The 827-nt window shown below is 41.4% G+C and carries 1 pseudogene; it reads right to left on the bottom strand.

Going from position 1 to position 827, the window contains the following annotated elements:
- Window positions 1–682, bottom strand: a pseudogene (locus QUF07_RS14010) (IS5 family transposase); the annotation flags it as partial.
- Window positions 683–827 lie beyond the last annotated feature (145 nt).

Here is an 827-nt window from a genome sequence, read left to right as displayed (position 1 = left end):
CGTTCAATGAGCCACCGTTGGGGGATAACCGAAAATTGGTGTAACTCATTTCTTTTAACGACGATTACCTTGGCTGACGTTAAACTGCTAATCTCATTAGCAAAATTTTGGCCGGTATAACCACTATCAACCATCATGGTTCGAACCAATTTAAACTGCTCTAAATTAAGGGTAACGAGTGCAATCGCCCCGTCACGATCAGTGATGTTAGCCCGGGTAATATGGATCGCTTGCGGGAATCCATTGATGTCGACGGCTAAGTGCCGTTTAATCCCCGAGATCTTCTTACCACCATCGTAACCCTTATTTTCAGCGGTAGCGGTGTTCTTGATACTTTGGGCATCTAAAATGACGAACGAAGTTCGTGCTGATCGCCCTTGCCTTAATCTTCGATCAGCGACAATTTTTTTAAAACCTGAGTTAATAAAGCTGGTTTATCAGGGGTGGGGGCTTTCGACCAATTCATCCAATAGTAGTAAACAGTGGACCACTTTGGAAAATCAGCCGGCAAATCACGCCAAGTACAACCATTTTTAAGGACATAGAGCATGGCACAGAAGATATCATAAGGATCAATGTGTTTTGGGTGAGTTCGTTTTCTTGAAGCTTCCAGATCCTGACGGATCAAATCGAATTGTTGCCGAGAAATATCGCTTTGGTAATGATGACTAAAATGTTGCATATGATCACCAACTTTTTTGACAGTAGTTTATCAAATTATTTGGTCAAAATCAAAGATACTAAACAGCTTCTTAACGTTTTCTCTGGCAGCTTGATCAAAACGGTAAAAATACTTCTCCAGTTTATGGATGGTTCGATAAGGGAGT

The sequence above is a fragment of the Lentilactobacillus sp. TOM.63 genome (assembly GCF_030361045.1).
GTDB classification, from domain to species: Bacteria; Bacillota; Bacilli; order Lactobacillales; family Lactobacillaceae; genus Lentilactobacillus; species Lentilactobacillus dabitei.
This window is presented reverse-complemented; position numbering and strand designations above follow the sequence as displayed.